Origin of the sequence: Haemophilus sp. C1 (assembly GCF_001276515.1) — a bacterium.
Lineage (GTDB): Bacteria > Pseudomonadota > Gammaproteobacteria > Enterobacterales > Pasteurellaceae > Haemophilus.
In genome coordinates, this window is record NZ_LDVZ01000082.1 from 1 (window position 1) to 510 (window position 510).

Below are 510 nucleotides of genomic sequence, written 5' to 3' on the forward strand. Positions count from 1 at the left end.
ATACCACTTTTTGTTGTGCTAGATTGGCTATCGGAATCTTTACCATAGCCCATGCCATAAGAGAATTGGAGAGATTCCTTGCCTTCAGCCAATTTCTTGGTGTTCTCTTGTCCATCTACTCCTTTAGAATTAACAGTTGTGTTGCCATTTTTATCGGTATAAAGCAGGTTACCATCTTTATCTGTGGCTTGTTTTGTACTTTGAAACACCATTTTTACCAAATGGTGTTTCAAAGTTAGCTGACACACTGCCACTCACACCAAAACTGCTACCACTATAATTTGAGCGATTTTCAATATCTGAATGAGTAATGCTGTCAGTGCTAAAATGATTTTTGCCATCTGCTTCCGCCTTTTGTGTAGAGGTAATCAATGCACCTTTAAGATCAGTATGTTGATTAACATTGATGTCATACCCTTCATCTCCAGCATAAATTCCAGCTTGTTCATTAATGCTGGCGTGGTCGGCATTGATTTTCGATTTATTGAAACTGCCTCCAACGGATGCGCC

General features: G+C 39.4%; 1 pseudogene. It reads right to left on the minus strand.

The window, feature by feature from the left end:
- A pseudogene (locus tag ABW51_RS09655) lies at positions 1-510 on the minus strand (hypothetical protein); the annotation flags it as partial.